The following is a 20,172-nucleotide window of genomic DNA, read 5'->3' as shown; positions in this document are numbered from 1 at the left end:
TGCTGGAGACGTACCCGATGAAACTGCGCCTGGCGCTGTCCGCACTGTTGTCCCTGCCCATGCTTGCCCAGGCCGCACCGGCGGCTTCACCGCTGCTGGTCATCCACGGCGGCGCCGGCGTCGAGCGCAAGGACCTGTCGCCGGCCGAGGAAAAGGCCGCACGTGACGCGCTGCGGGCGGCCCTGTTGAAGGGGCATGCGGAGCTGGCGGCGGGTCGCCCCGCGTTGGCTGCTGTCACCGCTGCGATCACCGTCCTGGAGGACGATCCCACCTTCAACGCCGGCAAGGGTGCGGTGTTCACCCACGACGGCCATAACGAGCTGGATGCGGCTGTCATGGATGGCGCGAGCCAGGCGGCGGGCGCGGTGGCCGGCGTGCAGCGGGTGCGCAACCCGATCCTGCTGGCGCAGACCGTGATGCAGAAATCCAGGCACGTGATGATGGTGGGGCAGGGCGCCGAAGCCTTCGCGGTCGAGCAGGGGATGTCTCTGGTCGATCCCTCCTACTTCCGTACGGAGAAGCGTTGGCAGCAGCTGCAGCGTGCACTCAAAGAAGAGGCCAGTGGCCAGGCGCATGCCGACCTGGAGACTGCAAAGCACTTCGGGACCGTCGGTGCGGTCGCATTGGATGCGCAGGGGCACCTGGCCGCCGGTACCTCCACTGGTGGCATGACCAACAAGCGCTATGGCCGGGTGGGTGACTCGCCGATCATCGGTGCAGGCACCTGGGCCGATGCGCGCTGTGCGGTGTCCGGCACCGGCTGGGGCGAGTACTACATCCGCACCGCGGCCGCGCACGAGATCTGCGCACGCATGCGCTACCAGGGGCAGACGCCGGAACAGGCCGGCAAGGGCGTGATCAACGAGACGATTCCGCAGATGGGGGGTGACGGCGGTGCGATCGTGCTCGCTGCAGACGGAAAAATCGCCACGCCATTCAACACCCAGGGCATGTATCGGGGCTGGATCGGCGGCGACGGCGTCCCTCATGTCGCAATTTTCGCCAACGAGACCCTTGCGGTGCCGGGGCAATAACCTTGCGTATCAATGGGTTTGCGACAGCGTGTGAAAAAAGTGGAAAAAAGCGTTGACAGCCCCCCGTCCCATCAGCAGAATAAGCGGCTCACCACCACACACCGCAACGCTTCGGCGGCAACGGAATGGGGTGGTAAGGAGGGATACCCAAGCGGCCAACGGGGGCAGACTGTAAATCTGCTGGCTTACGCCTTCGGTGGTTCGAATCCACCTCCCTCCACCAGTTTCACGTTGTGACATTCCCGGCGCGGGAGTAGTTCAATGGTAGAACCTCAGCCTTCCAAGCTGATGGTGCGGGTTCGATTCCCGTCTCCCGCTCCATTGAATGAACTTTGAATATTATCGAGTTCATGTCATAATGCAAAACTCGGCTCACGTAGCTCAGTCGGTAGAGCACTTCCTTGGTAAGGAAGAGGTCGAAGGTTCGATTCCTTTCGTGAGCACCATCTTAAGCATCACCTCTCAGACGAATTCGAGATAAGCAGCCATGGCCAAGGGTAAGTTCGAGCGCACCAAGCCGCACGTCAATGTCGGCACCATCGGTCACGTCGACCACGGCAAGACCACGCTGACCGCCGCACTGACCAAGATCGGTGCCGAGCGCTTCGGTGGCGAGTTCAAGGACTACTCCTCGATCGACGCCGCGCCGGAAGAAAAGGCGCGTGGTATCACGATCTCGACCGCGCACGTCGAATACGAATCCCCGGTCCGTCACTACGCCCACGTCGATTGCCCGGGCCACGCTGACTACGTCAAGAACATGATCACCGGTGCCGCCCAGATGGACGGCGCGATCCTGGTGTGCTCGGCCGCTGACGGCCCGATGCCGCAGACCCGCGAGCACATCCTGCTGTCGCGTCAGGTCGGCGTGCCGTACATCGTCGTGTTCCTGAACAAGGCCGACATGGTTGACGACGCCGAGCTGCTCGAGCTGGTCGAGATGGAAGTGCGCGAGCTGCTGAGCAAGTACGACTTCCCGGGCGACGACACTCCGATCATCGCCGGTTCGGCCCGTCTGGCGCTGGAAGGCGACCAGAGCGACATCGGCGTGCCGGCCATCCTGAAGCTGGTCGATGCCCTGGACAGCTGGATTCCGGAGCCGGAGCGTGCGATCGACAAGCCGTTCCTGATGCCGGTGGAAGACGTGTTCTCGATCTCGGGCCGCGGCACCGTGGTGACCGGTCGTATCGAGCGCGGCGTGATCAAGGTTGGCGACGAAATCGAAATCGTCGGCATCCGTCCGGTGCAGAAGACCACCGTGACCGGCGTTGAAATGTTCCGCAAGCTGCTGGACCAGGGTCAGGCAGGCGACAACGCTGGCCTGCTGCTGCGCGGCACCAAGCGTGACGACGTCGAGCGTGGCCAGGTTCTGGCCAAGCCGGGTTCGATCAAGCCGCACACCAAGTTCGAAGGCGAAGTCTACGTCCTGTCGAAGGACGAGGGCGGCCGTCACACCCCATTCTTCAACGGCTACCGTCCGCAGTTCTACTTCCGCACCACCGACATCACCGGTGCAGCTGCTCTGCCGGAAGGCGTCGAAATGGTGATGCCGGGTGACAACGTCAAGATGGTCGTCACCCTGATCAACCCGGTGGCAATGGACGAAGGCCTGCGCTTCGCCATCCGCGAAGGCGGCCGTACCGTCGGCGCCGGCGTGGTCTCGAAGATCATCGAGTAAACCTGCAGTACCGGTGGTTGCATAGCGCCGCCGGTTACGCGAATGGCGGGCCGGGAACCTCGGTCCGCCTTCGCCGTCTAAGGGAAGGCAAGTTTCAACACGTACGCCAGTAGCTCAATTGGCAGAGCAGCGGTCTCCAAAACCGCAGGTTGGGGGTTCGAGTCCCTCCTGGCGTGCCATCTGCCCACCTTATCCAGCGGCCTGGGCCGCTAAAGCAGACACAGCCGGATGAATAGCAAGATCGAACACTCCAAGGACAACTCCGCCAACGGCGGGGATATCGTCAAGTACGTCGCCGCATCGCTGCTGGTGCTGGCCGGTCTGTTCGTCTGGTTCTGGTTCTCCGCCGACTCCGGTCGCGCCACCCAGCTGGGTGCGTGGGCGGGTCAGCTGCGTGCGTTGGCGGTTGTGGTCGGTCTGGTTGGCGGTATCGGCGTGTTCATGCTGACCGGCAAGGGGCGCGACACCCGCGAATTCCTCTCCGAGTCGCGCTTCGAACTGCGCAAGGTGGTCTGGCCGACGCGCCAGGAAGCCATCCGCATGACCTGGGTCGTGATGGTGGTGGTGACCATTCTCAGTCTGTTGCTGGGTGGGTTCGATTACGTCATTCAGTGGCTGGTTCAGTTGTTCCTGAGCCGCTAAGGAGAATTGCATGAAGCGTTGGTACGTCGTTCACGCCTATTCGGGCTTCGAGAAGTCGGTGGCGCAGGCTCTGCGCGATCGCATCGTCCGTGACGGCATGGAAGAGCGCTTCGGCGATGTCCTGGTCCCGACCGAAGAAGTGGTCGAGATGCGCGCTGGCCAGAAGCGCCGCTCCGAGCGCAAGTTCTTCCCGGGTTACGTGCTGGTCCAGATCGAGACCCACGAAGAAGCCGGTATTCCGCGCATCGACAACGAAAGCTGGCACCTGGTCAAGGAAACCCCGCGCGTGATGGGCTTCATCGGCGGCACCGCCGACCGTCCGCTGCCGATCGCCGATTCCGAGGCCGAAGCCATCCTGAATCGCGTTCAGGAAGGTGTCGAGAAGCCGCGTCCGAAGGTGCTGTTCGAGCCGGGCCAGATGGTCCGCGTTACCGACGGCCCGTTCAACGATTTCAATGGCGTCGTCGAAGAAGTCAACTACGAGAAGAGCCGTCTGCGCGTCTCGGTGCTGATCTTCGGTCGTGCCACTCCGGTCGAACTCGAGTTCGGCCAGGTCGAAAAGGCCGTCTGACCTGTCGGTAGAGTCGAGCTTGCTCGACTCCAGGCTCCGGATGGCGGTGCAGTCGAGCATGGCTCGACTCTACAAGGGGAACCGGGCTCTGCCCGGTTTCGTCCGTTTATGTGCCGCTTCAGGCATGTGAAGAAAAAACCTGATATAGTGCGCGGCTCCCCGCTGGGAAGCCAGCAGGACGAGGCCGCCGCAAGGTGGCCTTCAGCATGATTTCAAAACGCGATGCCGGGACGCGTGATTCCCGGTCCGATGGGGAGCCTGTTGTCGAAAGGCGCTAGCACCCGGAGAGTACTCACATGGCAAAGAAAGTTGTCGGTTACATCAAGCTGCAGGTGAAGGCCGGTCAGGCCAACCCCTCGCCGCCGGTCGGTCCTGCGCTGGGTCAGCGCGGTCTGAACATCATGGAATTCTGCAAGGCGTTCAACGCTGCCACGCAGAAGCTCGAGCCGGGTCTGCCGGTTCCGGTGATCATCACGGCCTACTCGGACCGTACGTTCACCTTCATCACCAAGAGCACCCCGGCCACCACCCTGCTGAAGAAGGCCGCTGGCATCTCGTCGGGCTCCAAGCGCCCGAACACCGAGAAGGTCGGCAAGGTCACCCGTAAGCAGCTGGAAGAGATCGCCAAGGCGAAGGAACCGGATCTGACTGCCGCCGATCTGGACGCCGCCGTGCGTACCATCGCTGGCTCTGCCCGTTCCATGGGCCTCGTGGTGGAGGGTTAATAAGATGGCACAGACCAAGCGTGAGAAGGCCATCAAGGCCGCCGTCGTTCCGGGCAAGGCATACGCCTTCGAGGACGCGATCAACATCCTGAAGAGCGCCACCAAGGCCAAGTTCGTCGAGTCGATCGACGTCGCTGTGCGCCTGGGCGTCGATGCGAAGAAGTCCGACCAGCAGGTCCGTGGCTCCACCGTGCTGCCGGCCGGTACCGGCAAGTCGGTCCGCGTCGCCGTGTTCGCTCCGGCCGGTGCCAAGGCTGACGAAGCCCTGGCCGCTGGCGCCGAAGCCGTCGGTATGGATGATCTGGCCGAGAAGATGCAGGCCGGCGATCTGAACTACGACGTCGTCATCGCGACCCCGGACGCCATGCGTGTCGTCGGTAAGCTGGGCACCGTGCTGGGCCCGCGCGGCCTGATGCCGAACCCGAAGGTCGGCACCGTTTCCCCGAACCCGGGTGAAGCCGTGAAGAACGCCAAGTCGGGTCAGGTCCGTTACCGCACCGACAAGGCTGGCATCATCCACTGCACCATCGGCAAGGCCGACTTCGCCGAAGACGCGCTGAAGTCGAACCTGACCGCGCTGCTGCTGGACCTGATCAAGGCCAAGCCGGCCACCTCGAAGGGCACCTACCTGCAGAAGGTTTCGGTCAGCTCGACGATGGGCCCGGGCGTCACCGTCGACCAGTCGTCGCTGACCCTGAAGTAATTGTTTCAAGCGGTCACGGTACCTTCGGTGCCGTGACCGTGACATTTGAAGGCATCGCTGGCCGTACATCGCCCGCGGTAGCCGTCAAAGACCGCAGGCGCGGTCGTGGCAATACCGGCGACGGGCACGGAAGCTCGATCTGGCAAGGAGTCGCCGCCGGAGCAGTCATGAGCGCTTAATCGATTCCCCGGAATCACCCTGCGTAGATGGTGCCCTTCTGGAGTTTTTCTGGTTCACGCACGTCTGGGTTTCCCAGGTTGGCCCACTCCAGGTCTAGAACGGCCCACCCCCGGAACATCATCCCGATGTTCCCGGCGTCCAGGACGGATGCCGCACAGGACCGCACACGGCAGGAGCCGTAAGCGGAGTTCAATAGGAGGAGTGCAATGGCTCTCAATCTGTCCCAGAAGCAAGAAGTAGTCGCCGAGCTGGCAGACGTCGCCGCCAAGGCCCACTCCTTGATCGCAGCCGAATACGCTGGCACCACGGTCGCCCAGATGACCGCGATGCGCAAGCAGGCTCGTGAAACCGGTGTTTTCTTGAAGGTTGTCAAGAACACCCTGGCTTCGCGCGCCGTTGAAGGCACCGAGTTCGCAGTCGCCCAGGACCAGATGGTTGGTCCGCTGCTGTACGCGTTCTCGCTCGAGGAGCCCGGCGCTGCCGGTCGCCTGATCAAGGAAGCCGCCAAGGGCAACGACAAGCTGAAGGCTAAGGTCGTCGCCATCGGTGGCGAAGTGTTCCCGGCAAGCCACGTCGAAGTGCTGGCCTCGCTGCCGACCCGCGACCAGGCCCTGGCCATGCTGGCCCGCGTCCTGACCGAGCCGGTCACGATGTTTGCCCGCGCCATCAAGGCCGTTGGCGAGAAGCAGGGTGGTGGCGACGTCGCCGCCGACGCTGCCGAGCCGGCCGCCGAGACCGCCTGAGTTTCGACTTACCGTGGTTCCTGACGGAACCTCAACCCAGAAAATCATCCAAAGGTATTAATCATGTCCCTTACCAACGAACAGATCGTCGACGCCATCGCCGAGAAGTCCCTGATGGAAGTGATGGAGCTGGTCAAGGCCATCGAAGAGAAGTTCGGCGTCTCCGCCGCTGCTCCGGTTGCCGTGGCTGCTGCCGCTGGCCCGGCCGCTGCTGTTGAAGAGCAGACCGAGTTCACCGTCACCCTGAAGTCGGCCGGCGACAAGAAGGTCGAAGTCATCAAGGCCGTCCGCGCCATCACCGGCCTGGGCCTGAAGGAAGCGAAGGACCTGGCCGAAGCCGGTGGCGTCCTGAAGGAAGGCGCTTCGAAGGACGACGCCGAGAAGATGAAGAAGGACCTGGAAGCTGCTGGCGCGACTGTCGAAGTCAAGTAAGCAGTTACCTTGCATCGTCACCGATTCACGGCGATGCAGCCAAGGCTGGGGGCGTAAGCCCCCGGCCTTTGGTCGTTGTTGCAGTACCGGTAGGGTCGACTGTTGGTCGACTGTTTCAAAAGCAGAAAAAGCCCAACACGGGCTGCGGTCAGACCCCGGCAGGCCAGCGCAGAGCGCGGCAGCGGGGGAGTGGATGCAGACGAGTTGGCAGTTGGAAGTAGCGGGAGAAGGCGTGCTGGTGCCGGCAATACCAGCGACTTCCAACTGACAATTTCAAGTTCCCTTCGGATCGTGGGCGCACGATCCGCACAACAAGGTGGAAGACCTCATGACGTCCTATTCGTTCACCGAAAAAAAGCGTATCCGCAAGGATTTCGGCAAGCAGCGCTCGATTCTCGAAGTGCCGTTCCTGCTCGCCATCCAGGTGGATTCCTATCGTGAATTCCTGCAGGAAAACGTCGATCCGGCCAAGCGCACGGACCACGGCCTGCACGCTGCGCTGAAGTCGGTCTTCCCGATCGCCAGCTACAGCGGCAATGCTGCCCTGGAATACGTCGGCTACAAGCTGGGCGAACCGGTCTTCGACGAGCGTGAGTGCCGCCAGCGTGGCATGAGCTACGGCGCCCCGCTGCGCGTGACCGTGCGCCTGGTGATCTACGACCGTGAGTCGTCGACCAAGGCCATCAAGTACGTGAAGGAGCAGGAGGTCTATCTGGGCGAAATCCCGCTGATGACCGAGAACGGCACCTTCATCGTCAACGGCACCGAGCGCGTCATCGTCTCGCAGCTGCACCGTTCGCCGGGCGTGTTCTTCGACCACGACCGTGGCAAGACCCACAGCTCGGGCAAGCTGCTGTACAGCGCCCGCATCATTCCTTACCGCGGTTCCTGGCTGGACTTCGAGTTCGACCCGAAGGATGCGCTGTTCACCCGTATCGACCGTCGCCGCAAGCTGCCGGTGTCGATCCTGCTGCGCGCGCTCGGCTACAGCAACGAAGAGATGCTGGCCGAGTTCTTCGAGATCAACACCTTCCACATCAACCCGGATGAAGGCGTCCAGCTGGAGCTGGTGCCGGAGCGCCTGCGTGGCGAAACCCTGGGCTTCGACCTCGCCGACGGCGACAAGGTCATCGTGGAAGCCGGCAAGCGCATCACCGCGCGTCACATCAAGCAGCTGGAAGCCTCGGGCATCGCCGCCCTGGCCGTGCCGGACGACTACATCGTCGGCCGCATCCTGTCGCACGACGTGGTCGATGCTTCGACCGGCGAACTGCTGGCCCAGGCCAATGACGAGATCACCGACGAGCAGCTGCAGGCCTTCCGCAAGGCCGGTGTGGATGCCGTGGGCACCCTGTGGGTGAACGATCTGGATCGTGGCCCGTACCTGTCCAACACCCTGCGCATCGACCCGACCAAGACCCAGCTGGAAGCCCTGGTCGAGATCTACCGCATGATGCGTCCGGGCGAGCCGCCGACCAAGGATGCCGCGCAGAACCTGTTCCACAACCTGTTCTTCACCTTCGAGCGCTACGACCTGTCCGCGGTCGGCCGCATGAAGTTCAACCGTCGCGTGGGCCGCAAGGAAACCACCGGCGAAGCCGTGCTGTACGACCGCAAGTACTACGGTGAGCGCAACGACGAAGAGTCCAAGCGCCTGGTTGCCGCCCATGGCGACAGCTCCGACATCCTGGACGTGATCAAGGTCCTGACCGAGATCCGCAACGGTCGCGGCGTGGTCGATGACATCGATCACCTGGGCAACCGTCGCGTGCGTTCGGTCGGTGAAATGGCCGAGAACGTGTTCCGCGTGGGCCTGGTCCGCGTCGAGCGCGCGGTCAAGGAGCGCCTGTCGATGGCCGAGTCGGAAGGCCTGACCCCGCAGGAGCTGATCAACGCCAAGCCGGTTGCCGCTGCCATCAAGGAGTTCTTCGGCTCCTCGCAGCTGTCGCAGTTCATGGACCAGAACAACCCGCTGTCGGAAGTGACCCACAAGCGTCGCGTCTCGGCCCTGGGCCCGGGCGGCCTGACCCGTGAGCGCGCCGGCTTCGAAGTGCGCGACGTGCACCCGACCCATTACGGCCGCGTCTGCACCATCGAAACCCCGGAAGGCCCGAACATCGGCCTGATCAACTCGCTGGCCGTGTACGCCCGCACCAACCAGTACGGTTTCCTCGAGACCCCGTACCGCAAGGTCGTGGACGGCAAGGTCTATGACGAAGTCGAGTTCCTGTCGGCCATCGAAGAAAACGAGTACGTCATTGCGCAGGCCAACGCGCTGACCAATGCCGACAGCGTGCTGACCGAGCAGTTCGTTCCGTGCCGCTTCCAGGGCGAGTCGCTGCTGAAGCCGCCGGCGGAAGTCCACTTCATGGACGTCTCGCCGATGCAGACCGTGTCGATCGCGGCCGCGCTGGTTCCGTTCCTGGAGCACGATGACGCCAACCGCGCACTGATGGGCGCCAACATGCAGCGTCAGGCCGTGCCGACTCTGCGTGCGCAGAAGCCGCTGGTCGGTACCGGCATCGAGCGCGCCGTGGCGCGTGACTCCGGTGTGACCGTGAACGCCCGTCGTGGTGGCGAGATCGTGCAGATCGATGCCGCCCGTATCGTGGTCAAGGTCAACGAGGAAGAGATCGTTGGCGCCACCGACGCAGGCGTGGACATCTACAACCTGGTCAAGTACACCCGTTCGAACCAGAACACCTGCATCAACCAGCGTCCGCTGGTCCAGGTGGGTGACGTCATCGCCCGCGGCGACGTGCTGGCCGACGGTCCGTCCACCGACATCGGCGAACTGGCCCTGGGCCAGAACATGCTGATCGCGTTCATGCCGTGGAACGGCTACAACTTCGAAGACTCCATCCTGCTCTCCGAGCGTGTGGTGGAAGAGGATCGTTACACCACGATCCACATCGAAGAGCTGACCTGCGTCGCGCGTGACACCAAGCTGGGGCCGGAGGAAATCTCCGCCGACATCCCGAACGTCTCCGAGCAGGCGCTGAACCGCCTGGACGAGAGCGGCGTGGTGTACATCGGTGCGGAAGTCCGCGCCGGCGATATCATGGTCGGCAAGGTCACCCCGAAGGGCGAAAGCCAGCTGACCCCGGAAGAAAAGCTGCTGCGCGCGATCTTCGGCGAGAAGGCTTCGGACGTGAAGGACAGCTCGCTGCGCGTTCCGCCGGGCATGGACGGCACCGTCATCGACGTGCAGGTCTTCACCCGCGACGGCATCGAGAAGGACAAGCGCGCTCGCCAGATCGAAGAGTCTGAAATCAAGCGCGTCAAGAAGGACTTCGACGACCAGTTCCGCATCCTGGAAGCCGCCATCTACATGCGTCTGCGTTCGCAGATCGTGGGCAAGGTGGTCAACGGTGGCGCTGGCCTGAAGAAGGGCGACGTCATCAGCGACGCGTTCCTGGACGGCCTGAAGAAGGCTGACTGGTTCGCCCTGCGCATGAAGGACGAGGACGCTTCGGAAGCCATCGAGCGCGCGCAGAAGCAGATCCAGGCGCACGAGAAGGAATTCGAGCGTCGCTTCGCCGACAAGCGCGGCAAGATCACCGCCGGTGACGACCTCGCCCCGGGCGTGCTGAAGATGGTCAAGGTGTTCCTGGCCGTGAAGCGCCGCATCCAGCCGGGCGACAAGATGGCAGGCCGCCACGGCAACAAGGGTGTGGTCTCCAACGTGGTGCCGGTCGAGGACATGCCGTACATGGCCTCGGGCGAAACCGTGGACATCGTGCTGAACCCGCTGGGCGTGCCGTCGCGTATGAACATCGGCCAGATCCTGGAAGTGCATCTGGGCTGGGCTGCCAAGGGCCTGGGCCGCAAGATCCAGGCGATGATGGAAGCCCAGGCGGCGGTTGCCGACCTGCGCAAGTTCCTGGACGACATCTACAACCACGACGACACCAACGTGGCCAACCGTGTCGACCTGTCGCAGTTCAGCGACGAGGAACTGCTGCGTCTGGCCCGTAACCTCACCGACGGCGTGCCGATGGCCACCCCGGTGTTCGACGGCGCCACCGAAGCGGAAATCAAGCGCATGCTGGAACTGGCCGACCTGCCGAGCAGTGGCCAGACCCAGCTGTACGACGGCCGCACCGGTGAAGCGTTCGATCGCCACACCACCGTGGGCTACATGCACTACCTGAAGCTGAACCACCTGGTCGACGACAAGATGCACGCCCGTTCGACCGGTCCGTACTCGCTCGTCACCCAGCAGCCGCTGGGCGGCAAGGCGCAGTTCGGCGGCCAGCGCTTCGGTGAAATGGAAGTCTGGGCGCTGGAAGCCTACGGCGCGGCCTACACCCTGCAGGAAATGCTGACGGTGAAGTCCGATGACGTGCAGGGCCGCAACCAGATGTACAAGAACATCGTCGACGGTGAGCACGAGATGGTCGCGGGCATGCCGGAATCCTTCAACGTGCTCGTGAAGGAAATCCGCTCGCTGGCCATCAACATGGAACTGGAAGACAACTGATCCACGCCGGCGCGGCGGTCCGCCGCCGCGCCGCTGGCAGTCAACTGAAAGCCCATCGACACAGCATTCCTCCTTCTGGAGAACACCATGAAAGACCTGCTCAACCTCTTCAACCAGCAGCGCCAGACGCTGGACTTCGACGCGATCAAGATCGCGCTGGCCTCGCCGGACCTGATCCGTTCGTGGTCCTTCGGCGAAGTGAAGAAGCCGGAAACCATCAACTACCGTACCTTCAAGCCGGAACGCGACGGCCTGTTCTGCGCCGCCATCTTCGGCCCGGTGAAGGACTACGAGTGCCTGTGCGGCAAGTACAAGCGCATGAAGCACCGCGGCGTGGTCTGCGAAAAGTGCGGCACCGAAGTGACCCTGGCCAAGGTGCGTCGCGAGCGCATGGGCCATATCGACCTGGCTTCGCCGGTCGCGCACATCTGGTTCCTGAAGTCGCTGCCGTCGCGCATCGGCCTGATGCTGGACATGACCCTGCGCGACATCGAGCGCGTGCTGTACTTCGAAGCCTACGTGGTGACCGAGCCGGGCCTGACCGCCCTGGAGCGCCGCCAGCTGCTGACCGAAGAACAGTACCTGCAGGCCCGCCAGGAGCACGGTGACGACTTCGACGCCGCGATGGGCGCCGAGGCCGTGTACGAACTGCTGCGCACGATCGACCTGCAGTCGGAAATGACCCGCCTGCGCGAGGAAATCGCCGCTACCGGTTCGGAAACCAAGCTCAAGCGCCTCACCAAGCGCATCAAGCTGATCGAAGCCTTCCTGGAGTCGGGCAACCGTCCGGAATGGATGGTCATGACCGTGCTGCCGGTGCTGCCGCCGGACCTGCGTCCGCTGGTCCCGCTGGATGGTGGCCGCTTCGCGACCTCCGACCTGAACGACCTGTACCGCCGTGTCATCAACCGTAACAACCGCCTGCGCCGCCTGCTCGAACTGAGCGCGCCGGACATCATCGTGCGCAATGAAAAGCGCATGCTGCAGGAATCGGTCGATGCGCTGCTGGACAACGGCCGTCGTGGCCGTGCCATCACCGGCACCAACAAGCGCCCGCTGAAGTCGCTGGCCGACATGATCAAGGGCAAGCAGGGCCGCTTCCGCCAGAACCTGCTGGGCAAGCGCGTCGACTACTCGGGCCGTTCGGTCATCGTGGTCGGTCCGTACCTGCGCCTGCACCAGTGCGGCCTGCCGAAGAAGATGGCGCTTGAGCTGTTCAAGCCGTTCGTCTTCGCCAAGCTGCAGCGTCGTGGCCTGGCCACCACCATCAAGGCCGCCAAGAAGCTGGTCGAGCGCGAAGAAGCCGAAGTCTGGGACATCCTGGAAGAGGTCATCCGCGAGCATCCGGTGATGCTGAACCGTGCGCCGACCCTGCACCGTCTGGGCATCCAGGCGTTCGAGCCGGTGCTGATCGAAGGCAAGGCCATCCAGCTGCACCCGCTGGTCTGCACCGCGTTCAACGCCGACTTCGACGGTGACCAGATGGCCGTCCACGTGCCGCTCTCGCTGGAAGCCCAGCTGGAAGCGCGTGCGCTGATGATGTCGACCAACAACATCCTGTCGCCGGCCAACGGCGAGCCGATCATCGTGCCGTCGCAGGACGTCGTGCTGGGTCTGTACTACATGACCCGCTCGCTGGAAAACAAGAAGGGCGAGGGCATGGCCTTCGCCAACATCGCCGAAGTGAAGCGTGCCTACGACAACCGCGTGGTGGAACTGCACGCGCGCGTCAAGGTCCGCATCACCGAGGTGGTGACCGACGAAGACGGCGTCAAGCAGAACAAGACCTCGATCGTGGACACCACGATCGGTCGCGCCCTGCTGGCTGAAATCCTGCCGGAAGGCCTGCCGTTCGCGCTGGCCAACACCGAGCTGACCAAGAAGAACATCAGCCGCCTGATCAACTCCAGCTACCGCCAGCTGGGTCTGAAGGACACGGTCGTGTTCGCCGACAAGCTGATGTACACCGGCTTCGCCTACGCGACCCGCGCCGGCGTCTCGATCGGCATCGATGACATGCTGATCCCGGACGAGAAGAAGGGCATCCTCACCGAGGCCGAAGCCGAAGTGCTGGAAATCCAGGAGCAGTACCAGTCGGGCCTGGTCACCGCCGGCGAGCGCTACAACAAGGTGGTCGACATCTGGTCGCGCACCAACGAGCGCATCGCCAAGGCGATGATGGACACCATCGGTACCGAAAAGGTCGTCAATGCCAAGGGTGAGACCATCGACCAGAAGTCGATGAACTCGCTGTACATCATGGCCGACTCCGGTGCGCGTGGTTCGCAGGCGCAGATCCGTCAGCTGGCCGGTATGCGTGGCCTGATGGCGCGTCCGGACGGCTCGATCATCGAGACGCCCATCAAGGCGAACTTCCGTGAAGGCCTGAACGTGCAGGAGTACTTCAACTCCACCCACGGTGCCCGTAAGGGTCTGGCCGATACCGCGCTGAAGACCGCGAACTCGGGTTACCTGACCCGTCGTCTGGTCGACGTCGCGCAGGACGTGGTGATCACCGAGGTGGATTGCGGTACCACCGAAGGCCTGATCATGACCCCGATCGTGGAAGGCGGCGACGTGGTCGAGCCGCTGAAGGATCGCGTGCTGGGTCGCGTGGTTGCCGAGGACGTGTTCCTGCCGGGCAACGACGAAGATCCGATCGTCACCCGCAACACCCTGCTGGACGAAGCCTGGGTCGCCAAGCTGGAAGACGCTGGCGTGCAGAGCATCAAGGTGCGTTCGACGATCTCGTGCGAATCGGCCTTCGGTGTCTGCGGTCGCTGCTACGGCCGCGATCTGGCCCGTGGCCACCTGGTCAACATCGGTGAAGCGGTCGGCGTCATCGCCGCCCAGTCCATCGGTGAGCCGGGTACCCAGCTGACCATGCGTACGTTCCACATCGGTGGTGCGGCGTCGCGAGCTGCTGCGGTCGACAACATCACCGTCAAGACCACCGGCTCGGTCAAGTTCAGCAACCTCAAGTCGGTCGAGCACGCCAACGGCTCGCTGGTGGCAGTGTCGCGCTCGGGCGAAATCTCGGTGCTCGATGCCCACGGCCGTGAGCGTGAGCGCTACAAGCTGCCGTACGGTGCGACCATCACGTCCAAGGACGGTGATGCGATCAAGGCTGGCCAGACCGTGGCCAACTGGGATCCGCATAACCACCCGATCGTGTCGGAAGTGGCCGGCTTCATCCGCTTCATCGACTTCGTCGACGGCATCACCGTCATCGAGAAGACCGACGAGCTGACCGGCCTGGCGTCGCGCGAAATCACCGATCCGAAGCGTCGTGGTACCCAGGCCAAGGACCTGCGCCCGATCGTGCGCATCGTCGACGCCAAGGGCAACGACCTGTCGATCCCGGGCACCGACCTGCCGGCGCAGTACCTGCTGCCGCCGCGCTCGATCGTCAACCTGCAGGACGGCGCTGCCGTCGGCGTGGGTGACGTGGTCGCCAAGATCCCGCAGGAAGCGTCGAAGACCCGCGACATCACCGGTGGTCTGCCGCGCGTGGCCGATCTGTTCGAAGCGCGCAAGCCGAAGGATCCGGCGGTGCTGGCCGAGCGTTCGGGCATCATCAGCTTCGGCAAGGACACCAAGGGCAAGCAGCGCCTGATCATCAAGGACACCGATGGTTCGGAGCACGAAGAGCTGATCCCGAAGTACCGCCAGGTCATCGTGTTCGAAGGCGAGCATGTCACCAAGGGTGAAACCATCGTGGACGGCGAGCCGAGCCCGCAGGACATCCTGCGTCTGCTGGGTGTCGAACCGCTGGCGGCCTACCTGGTGAAGGAAATCCAGGACGTGTACCGCCTGCAGGGCGTGAAGATCAACGACAAGCACATCGAGGTGATCACCCGCCAGATGCTGCGCAAGGTCGAGATCACCGACCAGGGCAGCAGCAAGTTCCTGAACGGCGAACAGGTGGAGCGTCAGCGCGTTATCGAGGAGAATGCGCGCCTGTCGACCCGCAACGAGCTGCCGGCGCACTTCGATCCGGTCCTGCTGGGTATCACCAAGGCCTCGCTGGCGACCGAATCGTTCATCTCGGCCGCGTCGTTCCAGGAAACCACCCGCGTGCTGACCGAAGCGGCCGTCCGCGGCACCTCGGACAACCTGCGTGGCCTGAAGGAAAACGTCATCGTGGGTCGCCTGATTCCGGCCGGTACCGGCCTGGCGTACCACAGCAACCGCCGCCGCGGCGCTTCCGGTCTCACCGAGTCGGAAATGCAGACCCTGGCCGGTACTCCGGCTGCGGTCGAGGCACCGGTGGTTGAAGCCGAAGCTGAACAGGCCTCGGGCGAAGAATGAGGTATCCGGTCCGGCCGCAAGGCCGGACCACCCCATCGGTCCATCGATGGGATTGGGAAAGGGCAGGGGAGATCGTCCGCGATCGACCCGGCCAACCTGAACGGGGTACATGGAGGCCCCCCAGTAACGTTCCGGGATCAGGAACGGGCTTGACAGGAGGCGTTTGACTGCTTTCCTGGCAGGTTGCTACAATCGTCTGTCTCAGCAGGCCAGAATTTTGGCCTGCTTTAACATTTCCGCATCTCTGGCCGGATTTCCGGCCACCAATCAGAAGAACCTACTGATGGCGACGATCAACCAGCTGGTCCGCAAGCCGCGGCAAGCGACCACCTACAAGAGTGCCTCGCCGGCGCTCGACAAGTGCCCGCAGCGCCGTGGCGTCTGCACCCGTGTCTACACCACCACTCCGAAGAAGCCGAACTCGGCTCTGCGCAAGGTTGCCAAGGTCCGCCTGACCAACCAGGAAGAAGTGATTTCCTACATCGGTGGTGAAGGCCACAACCTGCAGGAGCACTCCGTGGTCCTGATCCGCGGCGGTCGCGTCAAGGACCTGCCGGGTGTGCGTTACCACACCGTTCGTGGCTCGCTCGACGCCGCCGGCGTTGCCAAGCGTCGCCAGGCCCGTTCCAAGTACGGCGCCAAGCGTCCGAAGGCATAAGGAGAGAGCACTATGTCGCGTAAGGGTAATACTCCGCAGCGTTCCGTCCTGCCCGATCCGAAGCACGGAAGCGAAACCATCGCCCGCTTCATCAACATGGTCATGCAGAGCGGCAAGAAGTCCGTCGCCGAAAAGATCGTGTACGGCGCCATGGACGTGATCACCGAGAAGAACAGCAGCGCCAACGCCATTGAACTGGTGCAGAAGGCTCTGGACAACGTCGCTCCGGCGGTCGAAGTCAAGTCGCGCCGCGTCGGTGGTGCCACCTACCAGGTGCCGGTCGAAGTGCGTTCGTCGCGCAAGATGGCCCTGGCCATGCGCTGGCTGATCGACTCCGCGCGCAAGCGTGGTGAGAACACCATGCCGAAGAAGCTGGCTGCTGAACTGATCGACGCCTCGGAAAACCGTGGCGGCGCCATCAAGAAGCGCGAAGAAACCCACCGCATGGCCGAAGCCAACAAGGCATTCGCCCACTACCGCTGGTGAGTTTGACGGCCTTGTAAAACAGGCAGGGCAGCACCACTTCGGTGCGTGCTGCCTCGCGGTCCCAGAAGGACTGCGCCAATCCGAAGGCCGCCGAAAGGCGGCGTTCGGCCATCCGAAATCCAAGAAATCTGAGAGGCTCCCGTGGCCCGTTCCACTCCCATCGAGCGTTACCGTAACTTCGGCATCATGGCTCACATCGATGCCGGCAAGACCACCACGTCCGAGCGCATCCTGTTCTACACCGGCAAGAGCCACAAGATCGGTGAAGTGCACGACGGCGCCGCCACCATGGACTGGATGGAGCAGGAGCAGGAGCGTGGCATCACGATCCAGTCCGCTGCCACCACCGCGTTCTGGAAGGGCATGGACAAGTCCCTGCCGGAGCACCGCTTCAACATCATCGACACCCCCGGGCACGTCGACTTCACCATCGAAGTGGAGCGCTCGCTGCGCGTGCTCGACGGTGCCGTCTTCGTCCTGTGCGCCGTCGGTGGCGTGCAGCCGCAGTCGGAAACCGTGTGGCGCCAGGCCAACAAGTACCACGTGCCGCGCATCGCGTTCGTCAACAAGATGGACCGCACCGGTGCCAACTTCCAGAAGGTCGTCGGCCAGCTGAAGGCCAAGCTGGGCGCGGTTGCCGTGCCGATGCAGCTGCCGATCGGCGCTGAAGACAACTTCAAGGGCGTTGTCGACCTGCTGAAGATGAAGGCCATCCATTGGGATGAGGCTTCGCAGGGCATGAAGTTCGAATACGGTGAAATCCCGGCCGATCTGCAGGGCCCGGCTGAAGAGGCTCGCCAGTTCATGGTCGAGACCGCTGCCGAAGCCAGCGAAGAGCTGATGGAAAAGTACCTGGGCGGCGAAGAGCTGGCCGAGGCTGAAATCATCAACGCGCTGCGTACCCGCACCCTGGCCACCGAGATCGTGCCGATGTACTGCGGCTCGGCCTTCAAGAACAAGGGCGTGCAGGCCATGCTGGACGGCGTGATCCAGCTGCTGCCGTCGCCGGTCGACGTGCCGGACGTGAAGGGCGTGGACGTTGACGACGACACCGTCGAAATGACCCGCAAGTCGGACGACAAGGCTCCGTTCTCGTCGCTGGCCTTCAAGATCATCACCGACCCGTTCGTCGGCGCGCTGACCTTCTTCCGTGTCTACTCGGGCACCCTGAACGGTGGCGACACCGTGCTGAACTCGGTGAAGGGCAAGAAGGAGCGCATCGGCCGCATCCTGCAGATGCACTCGAACAACCGCGAGGAAATCAAGGAAGTTCTGGCCGGTGACATCGCCGCTGCCGTGGGCCTGAAGGACACCACCACCGGTGACACCCTGTGCGCCGTGGACGCCCCGATCATCCTGGAGCGCATGACGTTCCCGGAGCCGGTGATCTCGATGGCCGTCGAGCCGAAGACCAAGTCGGACCAGGAAAAGATGGGTCTGGCCCTGGGCCGTCTGGCGCAGGAAGATCCGTCGTTCCGCGTCAAGACCGACGAAGAATCCGGCCAGACCATCATCTCGGGCATGGGCGAGCTGCACCTGGACATCATCGTCGACCGCCTGAAGCGCGAGTTCAACGTTGAAGCCAACGTCGGCGCGCCGCAGGTGGCCTACCGCGAAACCATCACCCTGGCCGACGTCAAGTCGGACTACAAGCACGCCAAGCAGTCTGGTGGTAAGGGTCAGTACGGTCACGTCGTGATCGAACTGTCGCCGATCACCGCTGCCGACCGTGCCGATCCGAAGCTGGCTCCGGCCATCAAGGACGACTTCCTGTTCATCAACGACATCACCGGCGGCGTGATCCCGAAGGAATTCATTCCGTCGGTTGAAAAGGGCCTGCGCGAAACCATCACCAGCGGTCCGCTGGCTGGCTTCCCGGTCGTGGACGTCAAGGTGAAGCTGGTGTTCGGTTCGTACCACGACGTCGACTCCTCGGAAATGGCGTTCAAGCTGGCTTCGTCGATGGCCTTCAAGCAGGGCTTCGCCAAGGCCAAGCCGGTGCTGCTGGAGCCGATCATGAAGGTCGAGATCGTGACCCCGGAGGATTACCAGGGTGACGTGATGGGCGACGTCAGCCGTCGTCGCGGCGTGCTGCAGGGTTCCGACACCACCGGTGACGGCTCCGCTTCGATCATCAACGCGATGATCCCGCTGGGTGAAATGTTCGGCTACGCCACTGCGCTGCGTTCGCAGACCCAGGGCCGCGCCACCTTCACCATGGAATTCGATCACTACGAGCCGGCTCCGACCAACATCGCCGAAGCCGTCATGAAGAAGGGCTGAGCCTCGCTCAGCCTCTCTTGAAACCACTTACGAACAATCAAGGTATAGAACAATGGCAAAGGGTAAGTTCGAGCGCACCAAGCCGCACGTCAACGTCGGCACCATCGGTCACGTCGATCACGGCAAGACCACGCTGACCGCTGCACTGACCAAGATCGGTGCCGAGCGCTTCGGTGGCGAGTTCAAGGATTACTCCTCGATCGACGCCGCGCCGGAAGAAAAGGCGCGTGGTATCACGATCTCGACCGCGCACGTCGAGTACGAATCCCCGGTCCGTCACTACGCCCACGTCGATTGCCCGGGCCACGCTGACTACGTCAAGAACATGATCACCGGTGCCGCCCAGATGGATGGCGCGATCCTGGTGTGCTCGGCCGCTGACGGCCCGATGCCGCAGACCCGCGAGCACATCCTGCTGTCGCGTCAGGTCGGCGTGCCGTACATCGTCGTGTTCCTGAACAAGGCCGACATGGTTGACGACGCCGAGCTGCTCGAGCTGGTCGAGATGGAAGTGCGCGAGCTGCTGAGCAAGTACGACTTCCCGGGCGACGACACTCCGATCATCGCCGGTTCGGCCCGTCTGGCGCTGGAAGGCGACCAGAGCGACATCGGCGTGCCGGCCATCCTGAAGCTGGTCGATGCCCTGGACAGCTGGATTCCGGAGCCGGAGCGTGCGATCGACAAGCCGTTCCTGATGCCGGTGGAAGACGTGTTCTCGATCTCGGGCCGCGGCACCGTGGTGACCGGTCGTATCGAGCGCGGCGTGATCAAGGTTGGCGACGAAATCGAAATCGTCGGCATCCGTCCGGTGCAGAAGACCACCGTGACCGGCGTTGAAATGTTCCGCAAGCTGCTGGACCAGGGTCAGGCAGGCGACAACGCTGGCCTGCTGCTGCGCGGCACCAAGCGTGACGACGTCGAGCGTGGCCAGGTTCTGGCCAAGCCGGGTTCGATCAAGCCGCACACCAAGTTCGAAGGCGAAGTCTACGTCCTGTCGAAGGACGAGGGCGGCCGTCACACCCCATTCTTCAACGGCTACCGTCCGCAGTTCTACTTCCGCACCACCGACATCACCGGTGCAGCTGCTCTGCCGGAAGGCGTCGAAATGGTGATGCCGGGTGACAACGTCAAGATGGTCGTCACCCTGATCAACCCGGTGGCAATGGACGAAGGCCTGCGCTTCGCCATCCGCGAAGGCGGCCGTACCGTCGGCGCCGGCGTGGTCTCGAAGATCATCGAGTAA

Annotated in this window: 14 protein-coding genes and 4 tRNA genes; all 18 read left to right on the top strand. The window is 63.3% G+C overall.

All coding sequences use genetic code 11. The annotated features are described in order from the left end of the window. Positions 1–17 precede the first annotated feature (17 nt). Positions 18–1,034 (top strand): isoaspartyl peptidase/L-asparaginase, encoded by a 1,017-nt coding sequence (locus V3B48_RS19600; protein ID WP_329894273.1) that lies wholly within the window; start codon positions 18–20, stop codon positions 1,032–1,034. A gap of 137 nt (positions 1,035–1,171) precedes the next feature. Next, a tRNA-Tyr gene (locus tag V3B48_RS19595) sits at positions 1,172–1,257 on the top strand. A 24-nt stretch (positions 1,258–1,281) separates the two neighbouring features. After that, a tRNA-Gly gene (locus V3B48_RS19590) sits at positions 1,282–1,355 on the top strand. A gap of 49 nt (positions 1,356–1,404) precedes the next feature. Further along, positions 1,405–1,480: transfer RNA gene (locus V3B48_RS19585), tRNA-Thr, on the top strand. Positions 1,481–1,521: 41 nt separating this feature from the next. After that, the gene (gene tuf, locus V3B48_RS19580) at positions 1,522–2,712 is read left to right on the top strand and encodes an elongation factor Tu (RefSeq protein ID WP_004154360.1); all 1,191 of its coding nucleotides are present in this window, start codon (positions 1,522–1,524) and stop codon (positions 2,710–2,712) included. Positions 2,713–2,815: 103 nt separating this feature from the next. Continuing rightward, positions 2,816–2,891, top strand: a tRNA-Trp gene (locus V3B48_RS19575). A gap of 49 nt (positions 2,892–2,940) precedes the next feature. Further along, positions 2,941–3,354 (top strand): preprotein translocase subunit SecE, encoded by a 414-nt coding sequence (gene secE, locus V3B48_RS19570; RefSeq protein WP_005408202.1) that lies wholly within the window; start codon positions 2,941–2,943, stop codon positions 3,352–3,354. 10 nt (positions 3,355–3,364) lie between these two features. After that, the gene (nusG, locus tag V3B48_RS19565) at positions 3,365–3,925 is read left to right on the top strand and encodes a transcription termination/antitermination protein NusG (protein WP_004154362.1); all 561 of its coding nucleotides are present in this window, start codon (positions 3,365–3,367) and stop codon (positions 3,923–3,925) included. Positions 3,926–4,221: 296 nt separating this feature from the next. Then, entirely contained in the window at positions 4,222–4,650 is a 429-nt protein-coding gene (gene rplK, locus V3B48_RS19560) for a 50S ribosomal protein L11 (protein ID WP_004145248.1), read from the top strand. Between the two features lie 4 nt (positions 4,651–4,654). Further along, on the top strand, positions 4,655–5,353 hold the full coding sequence (rplA, locus tag V3B48_RS19555) for a 50S ribosomal protein L1 (RefSeq protein WP_004154350.1): 699 nt from the start codon (positions 4,655–4,657) through the stop codon (positions 5,351–5,353). Between the two features lie 386 nt (positions 5,354–5,739). Further along, complete coding sequence (rplJ, locus tag V3B48_RS19550) at positions 5,740–6,276, top strand: 50S ribosomal protein L10 (RefSeq protein ID WP_010480377.1); 537 nt, start codon at positions 5,740–5,742, stop codon at positions 6,274–6,276. 63 nt (positions 6,277–6,339) lie between these two features. Further along, positions 6,340–6,708: a 50S ribosomal protein L7/L12 gene (rplL, locus tag V3B48_RS19545; protein ID WP_010480374.1), complete on the top strand. Its 369-nt coding sequence runs from the start codon at positions 6,340–6,342 to the stop codon at positions 6,706–6,708. Between the two features lie 328 nt (positions 6,709–7,036). Beyond that, positions 7,037–11,191, top strand: coding sequence for a DNA-directed RNA polymerase subunit beta (rpoB, locus tag V3B48_RS19540; RefSeq protein ID WP_049401089.1), 4,155 nt, complete (start codon positions 7,037–7,039; stop codon positions 11,189–11,191). Positions 11,192–11,278: 87 nt separating this feature from the next. Beyond that, on the top strand, positions 11,279–15,502 hold the full coding sequence (rpoC, locus tag V3B48_RS19535) for a DNA-directed RNA polymerase subunit beta' (protein ID WP_125895178.1): 4,224 nt from the start codon (positions 11,279–11,281) through the stop codon (positions 15,500–15,502). A 283-nt stretch (positions 15,503–15,785) separates the two neighbouring features. Further along, complete coding sequence (gene rpsL, locus V3B48_RS19530; protein ID WP_004145320.1) at positions 15,786–16,160, top strand: 30S ribosomal protein S12; 375 nt, start codon at positions 15,786–15,788, stop codon at positions 16,158–16,160. A 12-nt stretch (positions 16,161–16,172) separates the two neighbouring features. Beyond that, positions 16,173–16,646: a 30S ribosomal protein S7 gene (gene rpsG / locus V3B48_RS19525; RefSeq protein ID WP_004145321.1), complete on the top strand. Its 474-nt coding sequence runs from the start codon at positions 16,173–16,175 to the stop codon at positions 16,644–16,646. A 141-nt stretch (positions 16,647–16,787) separates the two neighbouring features. Next, positions 16,788–18,929, top strand: a complete 2,142-nt coding sequence (gene fusA / locus V3B48_RS19520; protein ID WP_049435135.1) for an elongation factor G — start codon at positions 16,788–16,790, stop codon at positions 18,927–18,929. 52 nt (positions 18,930–18,981) lie between these two features. After that, complete coding sequence (gene tuf, locus V3B48_RS19515; RefSeq protein WP_004154360.1) at positions 18,982–20,172, top strand: elongation factor Tu; 1,191 nt, start codon at positions 18,982–18,984, stop codon at positions 20,170–20,172.

This window comes from Stenotrophomonas sp. SMYL20 (assembly GCF_036320045.1).
Lineage (GTDB): Bacteria > Pseudomonadota > Gammaproteobacteria > Xanthomonadales > Xanthomonadaceae > Stenotrophomonas > Stenotrophomonas maltophilia_A.
Note: the sequence above shows the minus strand (reverse complement) of the source record. Positions and strands in the feature narration are given on the sequence as shown.

Bases quoted from the DNA above. Each gene is read 5' to 3' on its own strand.
- rpsG (WP_004145321.1), top strand. From the start codon at position 16,173: ATGTCGCGTAAGGGTAATACTCCGCAGCGTTCCGTCCTGCCCGATCCG.
- rpoC (WP_125895178.1), top strand. From the start codon at position 11,279: ATGAAAGACCTGCTCAACCTCTTCAACCAGCAGCGCCAGACGCTGGAC.
- rplJ (WP_010480377.1), top strand. From the start codon at position 5,740: ATGGCTCTCAATCTGTCCCAGAAGCAAGAAGTAGTCGCCGAGCTGGCA.
- secE (WP_005408202.1), top strand. From the start codon at position 2,941: ATGAATAGCAAGATCGAACACTCCAAGGACAACTCCGCCAACGGCGGG.
- rplA (WP_004154350.1), top strand. From the start codon at position 4,655: ATGGCACAGACCAAGCGTGAGAAGGCCATCAAGGCCGCCGTCGTTCCG.
- nusG (WP_004154362.1), top strand. From the start codon at position 3,365: ATGAAGCGTTGGTACGTCGTTCACGCCTATTCGGGCTTCGAGAAGTCG.
- rplK (WP_004145248.1), top strand. From the start codon at position 4,222: ATGGCAAAGAAAGTTGTCGGTTACATCAAGCTGCAGGTGAAGGCCGGT.
- rpsL (WP_004145320.1), top strand. From the start codon at position 15,786: ATGGCGACGATCAACCAGCTGGTCCGCAAGCCGCGGCAAGCGACCACC.
- tuf (WP_004154360.1), top strand. From the start codon at position 18,982: ATGGCAAAGGGTAAGTTCGAGCGCACCAAGCCGCACGTCAACGTCGGC.
- V3B48_RS19600 (WP_329894273.1), top strand. From the start codon at position 18: ATGAAACTGCGCCTGGCGCTGTCCGCACTGTTGTCCCTGCCCATGCTT.
- rpoB (WP_049401089.1), top strand. From the start codon at position 7,037: ATGACGTCCTATTCGTTCACCGAAAAAAAGCGTATCCGCAAGGATTTC.
- tuf (WP_004154360.1), top strand. From the start codon at position 1,522: ATGGCCAAGGGTAAGTTCGAGCGCACCAAGCCGCACGTCAATGTCGGC.
- rplL (WP_010480374.1), top strand. From the start codon at position 6,340: ATGTCCCTTACCAACGAACAGATCGTCGACGCCATCGCCGAGAAGTCC.